Annotated in this window: 3 protein-coding genes and 2 pseudogenes; 3 read left to right on the forward strand and 2 right to left on the reverse strand. The window is 49.5% G+C overall.

The window, feature by feature from the left end:
• Positions 1 to 1,553, forward strand: a 1,553-nt coding sequence (locus JUJ53_RS18010; RefSeq protein WP_204153432.1) for a cadherin domain-containing protein, incomplete at its 5' end; no start/stop codon positions are given.
• Between the two features lie 96 nt (positions 1,554 to 1,649).
• Here JUJ53_RS18010 and JUJ53_RS24765 read toward each other — a convergent pair.
• A pseudogene (locus tag JUJ53_RS24765) lies at positions 1,650 to 2,105 on the reverse strand (transposase); the annotation flags it as partial.
• Between the two features lie 216 nt (positions 2,106 to 2,321).
• Between JUJ53_RS24765 and JUJ53_RS18025 the strand changes: the two are divergent.
• Both JUJ53_RS18025 and JUJ53_RS18030 read left to right on the forward strand, forming a co-directional pair.
• Positions 2,322 to 4,133 carry a HEAT repeat domain-containing protein gene (locus JUJ53_RS18025; protein ID WP_204153435.1) on the forward strand — a complete coding sequence of 604 codons (1,812 nt, stop codon included), beginning with the start codon at positions 2,322 to 2,324 and terminating at the stop codon, positions 4,131 to 4,133.
• 65 nt (positions 4,134 to 4,198) lie between these two features.
• Positions 4,199 to 6,373, forward strand: coding sequence for a pentapeptide repeat-containing protein (locus JUJ53_RS18030; RefSeq protein WP_275415797.1), 2,175 nt, complete (start codon positions 4,199 to 4,201; stop codon positions 6,371 to 6,373).
• Positions 6,374 to 6,441: 68 nt separating this feature from the next.
• Here the strand turns inward: JUJ53_RS18030 and JUJ53_RS18035 are convergent.
• Positions 6,442 to 7,119, reverse strand: a pseudogene (locus tag JUJ53_RS18035) (hypothetical protein); the annotation flags it as partial.
• Positions 7,120 to 7,224: the final 105 nt, after the last annotated feature.

Raw genomic sequence — 7,224 nt, forward strand, 5'->3', positions numbered from 1 at the left:
TCTCCACCCTCAATGGCAGCAATGGCTTTCGTATCGATGGCGTGGCAGCAGGTGACTATTCTGGGCGTTCGGTGAGTAGTGCGGGGGATATCAATGGCGATGGCTTCGATGACCTGATCATTGGCGCAAACCGTGCCTCCCCCAACGGCTCCACTTCAGGCTCTAGCTATGTGGTATTTGGCAGTGGGAGTGAGTTTAGTAGCACCCTCAATCTCTCCACCCTCAATGGCAGCAATGGCTTTCGCATCGATGGGGTAGCCGCATTTGACTATTCCGGTTGGTCAGTGAGCAGTGCGGGGGATATCAATGGCGATGGTATCGATGACCTGATCATTGGGGCATGGGGTGCTGCCCCCAACGGCTCCGGTTCAGGCTCTAGCTATGTGGTGTTTGGCAGTGGGGGTGAGTTTAGTAGCACCCTCAATCTCTCCACCCTCAATGGCAGCAATGGCTTTCGCATCGATGGGGTAGCTGCAAATGACCGTTCCGGTATGTCGGTGAGTAGTGCCGGGGATATCAATGGCGATGGCGTCGATGACCTGATTATTGGGGCATGGGGTGCTGCCCCCAACGGCACCTATTCAGGCTCCAGCTATGTAGTGTTTGGGCGTCGTACAAACCAAGCGCCTACGATTGTGACCAATAGCGTGGTGAATGTGCCGGAAAACACTACGCTGGTGGTTGATATCGAAGCCACAGACGATAGCAGTAGCGAAGGGAACGGCCTGACCTATAGTCTCAGTGGAGGGGAAGAGCAAGGGTTATTTACGATTGATGCCATAACGGGTGAGTTGTCCTTCATCTCCGCCCCAGACTTTGAACAGCCGTTGGATGTGGGCAATGACAATAGCTATGCCGTCGAGGTAACGGTCACCGATGCGGGAGGGTTAAGCACCGCACAACTGTTTAACATCAACGTCACCGATGTCAACGAGTCCCCCACCAATGCTCCCACGCCGTTTGACGATACCCTCGTTGGCACAGCAGGTGACGATACGATTCTTGCGTTGGAGGGACATGATGTGGTGCTCGGCTTGGGCGGTGACGATCGCCTCTTTGGACAAGGCGGTGACGATATCCTTATCGGTGGCGCAGGCGGTGATATCCTCGATGGTGGAACCGGGAGCGATCGCCTCTTTGGACAAGGCGGTGACGATATCCTTATCGGTGGCGCAGGCGATGACATCCTCGATGGTGGAACCGGGAGCGATCGCCTCTTTGGACAAGGCGGTGACGATATCCTTATCGGTGGCGCAGGCAATGACCGCCTGGATGGTGGCGCAGGAAACGATCGCCTCGATGGCGGTCTGGGCAACGATGTGATTACGACTGGAGCAGGGCGTGACATAATTGTTATCCGCCAAAACAGTGGCTTCGACCGCGTCACCGATTTCCAAAACAATCAAGACCGTATCGAATTGGTGGGGATTCGGTTTGGGCAATTAACGATTCTGCAACGGCAGGATAACGTGTTGATCAAACTCGGCACTACGAATCTGCTGCTTTTGGAAAATACGAACGTATCTGCCATAGACCGGGCGGACTTTGTGTAAGTCGTCTACTTTTCGAGCGATCGCCTTTGGCTAACAAGGGCGATCGCCTTTCAGCACTAGACTGGCGCACCAATTGCATAGTTTGATTCTTTTTAGTTAGGACGAAGCTTCCTTCAGCACAACCTCCATCGCTTCTCGTAAACTCACAAAGTCTCCCAATACTTTACGAATTCGGCTCTTCAGCCACGCCCAGCACCTCTCAATCCGATTCAAGTCCGGGGAGTACGGCAGCAGATACACCACCTGACACCCAGCCGCCTTAATTAGTTCAGCGATCCGTCCCCCATGATGAAACGTCGCATTATCCAACACCACCCACTCCCCTGGACACAGTTACGGGATCAAGCAGCTTTCCAGCCACACCTCAAACACCATGCGATGACAGGAACCCTCCACCGTAAAGGGCGCGATGAGGTCTTCATCACGGTAGCCCGCAATCATGTTGACCCGTCCCTGACACCGACCCGATTTCATCGCATGAAACTGTTCGCCTATGGGGGAGTAGCCATAGTTGTCCCGCTCATCCATGCCAGACTCATCGACGTACGTCACTGACGCCTTGAACACTTTCGTCAACCTGCGGAATGTCGGTTTTAACCAAAGTAGGGGGAGCTGTTTCAGGTTTTTGCGGCTAAGATTGGGGCACAGGAAGAGGATCATAACGAGGCTAAGGGAGCTTTTGTGATGGAGAGCTTGAGTTGTAGAGGTCACCTATTACTTAAAAGCAGAAAGCTTTCTTCTTATGGAAGGTGGCGACTAATTAGCTTGATGACTTTTGAGTTGTTTCTGATCACCATGATAGGTTTGCCGCTCCAACTCGAAGGCAAGGCGGCTTCTACACATCAATTGGCTCGGCAAGCCTACACCTGCACTGAAGCAGACCTTGAAGACCTGACTGATCGCTGGCGAGCATCTTATTTACCTGCTGCTAGAGCATTAAGGACTTGTGGTGATCCGGCTGTACCAGGGCTAATTGAGGTGATGACGGATGAAACAGTGGACTTAAATATCCGTCAGCTTTCGGCTCGATTGCTGGCTCAAATTGGTTCAGAAGAGGCCATTATTGCTTTGCTTGATGCAACCAGTGATGAGACACTGCAGACAAGTATCCATCGAGCCTTTAGGGTACTTAATAGAGATTCATCGTCGGTTGTGCCTCTACTGGCAGATGCCCTTGGGTCACCAGAAATATCCAGAGCTGCGGCAGCTGCAAAAGGATTGGCTCACATTGCCTCGGAAGACGCTATCAATGCTTTGCTAGAGGCACTTCGCGAAGAAGCCTCTCAAGACGCCGCTTTTATCGGACTTGGGGAAATCAATTCTAATTCCTCTTCTGCAGTTGATGTCTTAATTGCAGCCTTAAGGGATGAATCAGAAATCATTCAAGTGGGCGCAGCTTATGGCCTTGCAGAAATTGGGACTAACGCTGAGGCCGCAATTCCTGAACTAGCAGAATTATTGCGTGTAAGCGAAGAGGAATATCTTCACCCTGATGAAGGGAGTGAGGCGCGCGGTATGGCAGCCTATGCCCTTGGCAAAATAAACCCGCTTCATGAAGAGGCTTTGAAAGCTTTAGGTATAACCGTCAGTCTTGGTGAACCAGCAGTTATTGGGACTGCCGACTACTATCCAGAACTCAAAGAGGAAGTAAAAGAGATCGCGGCTGAAGCACTCGATGAAATAGACAACATTTTGTTTTTGCTGGACTGGAATAGGGAAAGTTATATATGGCACATGATTGCCCTTATCCATCAGCCGAGTTCTGAATTAACAACAACTTTCAATGAAGTTCTATCGGAAGAGGAAATTAATTCAGAAATCCAATTGAACGCCATTCAATTCATCGGAGTTTATCCTACTAGCTTCATGCCTATGAACAACGAGCAAGACTTATTTCTTGATCTCTTTGATAATCTATTAACCATTGTGGAAAATCAGAATGTGGATGTAGAGACGAAATACTATGGTGTCCACACCATTTTTGAAATTATGAATCAACAGCAAGGCTCTTATGTGGTTCATGAGTCAGTGGTTTTGCGACTAGCTGAAATAGCAAAGAATGAGGGAGAGGATATTGAAATTAGACAGGGCGCTGTAAATGCAATTAATGTATTGCTTTATGGGGGTAATTATCATAATTCTCCTGAATTGCAATATGTAGTAGAAGCACTGGTGGAGATAGCTGAAGGAAGTCGTTTATATAGCCTTTGGCGTGAAGACTACGAACAGCTTCAGAGCCAGGGAATGATTGACTGGAATGACATAGGCGCAGTTGCCATGATAGCTTTGTTGTATTCTACTGATTGGTCTTTTTGTTCTAATCTTTCATTTCCCTATCTTCTCTGTGAGGAAAATCGCGCCTCACCTGCGGGTGTTTTTCTAAGTCAGCTAGAACAGACAAATCCAGAATTGTTTGAAGCTTTACGCCAGAATGCCAGGTTGCCTTTCTCCCCTTATGAAGGGCCCAGTTTTGCAGAAGCCCCTTTTTTAGCAGCATCTGTGATTCGTCATCAAAGGAATAACCAACCTGCCATTTGTCGATATGGGATCGCTCAACGGCTCGTCCCGAGATGTCGTTGACATTACGAAAAATTGATTGAGAATTCGGAACAAGCCCAATCATTGTTATGGACAAGCCGCCGTCTATGGCTCAATACAGCTACCAACATCAGAACTTGCGAGGACGATCTTTTCGAGGCCAAGATTTGCGCAGTGCCGATTTTAGTCAGGCTGATATTCGGGGCGCAAACTTTACTAACGCATTGCTCAGACAAGCCAACTTCAGCCAAGTGCGAGCAGGGCTCAGTTCTTTTCAATTCATCGGGCTTGGATTTACGATCCTGATTTTCTTTGTCCTGTCGGGATTTATCACAGGTTATTCTACCGGAGCGATCAGCAGTTTCCTGATAGGAGCCACCGCCGTCAGTCAATATGCTTTGCCTTCCAGCGTGATTGCCCTTCTAATCCTGACTATATTTTTGGTGATCACTGTAAGGCAGGGCTTAACCCTCTCAGGAGCGACAGCAGTGACTTTAGCGGCCATTTCAGCCGCATTGTCAGCGTTTGCCTCTATCTCTGTAGGAACTGTAAACCTTTTGCAGTCTCTTGCGATCGCGGGCATTGTTGCCGGGGTGCTTTACTGTGCTGTGGCCACAGCGGCCACGCTAGCCCTGAGTAGTCCGAAGGTGCTACTAGTGCAGGGCTTAGTAGTGCTCGTGATGGCGGCGCTGGGTATTCTCTTTGCGATTCCCGATGCCGACCCGCAACTGTTTCTGCCAGCCTGCGCGATCGCGTTGGTTCTATCGCTCATCCTGGAAATTCTGGGGATGTATACAGGGCGATTAGCTTGGCGAGGCGATCCTAAGTATGGGTTAATCCGTCAGGTTGCCATCGCCCTAACCGCACAAGGTACCTGCTTTCGCGGAGCAGATTTAACCGATGCTGACTTTTCCGGAGCATCACTGGGCAATACGGATTTTAGAAGAGCGCGACTACTGAGAACCAACTGGCATCAGGCTGAACAGTTGGAGAGAGCCCACCGAGAAGGTACCTACCTGGCCAATGACCAGATTCGGCGATTGGTAGTGACTAAAGACGGCCATGACCAGAACTTTGAGCGGCAGGATCTGCACGGGCTAAATTTGGCAGGGGCAACCTTAGCCGATGCCAATCTGATGAAGGCTGATCTGGGGGCGGCAACCTTAAGGGGGGCTGATTTGTCGCGATCGCAGCTTGTTCAAACCCAACTCCATGAGGCCGATTTGACCGAAGCTTGTTTAACCGGAGCTTACATTCAAGACTGGGGCATTTCGACCAGCACTCAACTGGCACAGGTGCGGTGCGACTACGTTTATATGCAGTTGCCCACCAAAGACGATCCGGATCCCTGCCGAAAGCCAGACAACCGTAATGAAGTGTTCAAAGAGAATGACTTCTCAGATTTTATGACTCCCATTATTAAAACTTTGCATTTATATCGTCAGCAGCATGTTGATCCTCGTGAAGTCGCCCAAACCTATAAAACGCTAGATTTGTACCACCACGAAGGTATTGACCCACAGGCGGCGGCGATCGCGCTCAAGGCTTTGGCCGATCAACACCCCGATGCCAATCTACAAGTGGTCGCTTTAGAGGGACGGGGGCAGGAGCGCATCCGCTTACAGGCTCAGGTGTTAGGGAATGTTGACCGATCTGAGTTAAGCGCCGAGTATTTTGAGCAGTACAGCAGGCTTAAGGCGTTACCCTATGGAGATATTCAGGCTTTACTGGCGGGAATGGCCGAAAAGGATGAACGCATTCGGAGTTTGGAGACCATTGTGACAAACGCGATTCAGAGCGATCGCTTTTATGTTGAAACCTATTACCAATTGGGGGACACTGTGGCTGAAAAAAATGCACCGAGTATCAGTTCAGGCGGCGGCGACGTTAACTATGTCGGTGGCGACATCCGGGATGTCAGCGGCGTGGTGAGTTTGGGGCAGATCAGTGGCGAGGTTGCCAACATCATCAATCAGCTCCCAGATGCGGCTCCATCAAAAGGCCCAGCCTTAAAGGAACTTTTGACTCAGCTTCAGACAGCGATCGAGACTGCGGCAGAATTGCCAGCGGAGGATAAGGCTGAGGCTTTAGAGCAGGTGAAGACATTGGCTGAGGCCGGACAAGACACCCAAGCTCCTCCTGATGGCCCCCTAAAAAAAGCTGCTAAGACAGCGCTGAAAATTCTTAAGGGAACAGCGGCGGGATTACCTGATGCCACCAAACTAGTGGAGGAGTTTAATAAGCTGCTGCCTGCGATAGCAACCCTAATTGGGTTATTGTGATCCCAAATAGTTTCTTATCTCGCGAATTTGATGCTGAGTTAACTTGAATCACGGCTTCTGCACATTGCTCAGATGGAGTAGCGGCAGACTAAGAATAGGTCTTTGTTTTCTCTTACGTCGTCTCTAGGCACTGAAATAATCCACCCAGGATACCTAGGATTGGTTTGAGATAGTGCTGGAGGTTCCTCTTGCTCCCATATAAGTTCGGTTTGTTCCGCTGCATATGCTTCGACCTTGCTTATAGCGATATCTTTGCCTTGAAACATGAACGGAAAACGCTCTTTCGGTATGGTTAACTGTAAAGAGTTGCCGGAGGTTAATTGCTGAAACTGATGCCACTCAGTGGGGAATTCATGACGCAAGCTAAAGAGTCGAAAAAGGTTATTTGTTCTTGAATCTGCGAGCACAGCCTGCAGATTGCTAATAGCTGCCTGTTTAAGTAATTCGCCGCCATCTTTGGCGCAGTAGCGGAGATGCAAAATGACATCTGTGATTGTATTAAAGTCAAATTGAGGGAATTCAGTAATTCTCTCATTCGTGTTCCATTTACCAGAAAGTTCCATACGCCAGCGGGAGATGACACCAACTCCTTCAAAAGGAAGATAGCGTTCATCGCGGAAGTTTAGCTCAAAGAGCCCAGCATCATTTTGGGCAGTACTTGTAGCAATGGATTGGAGTCCGGAAAAATCAGTCATAAAACGATCGTCTGAGTCACTATCACTCCCGTCAGTTATCTCTTGATAGGGCTCAACAGGGGTAGTGCATTTTAGTAAAGGACAGAGGAAAAGATGGACTCTTTCCTTTCTGCCAGCTTCTCTCTGACTCGGCGATTGTAGTCATGGATGAACATC

This window comes from Leptolyngbya sp. CCY15150 (assembly GCF_016888135.1).
Taxonomy (GTDB): domain Bacteria; phylum Cyanobacteriota; class Cyanobacteriia; order RECH01; family RECH01; genus RECH01.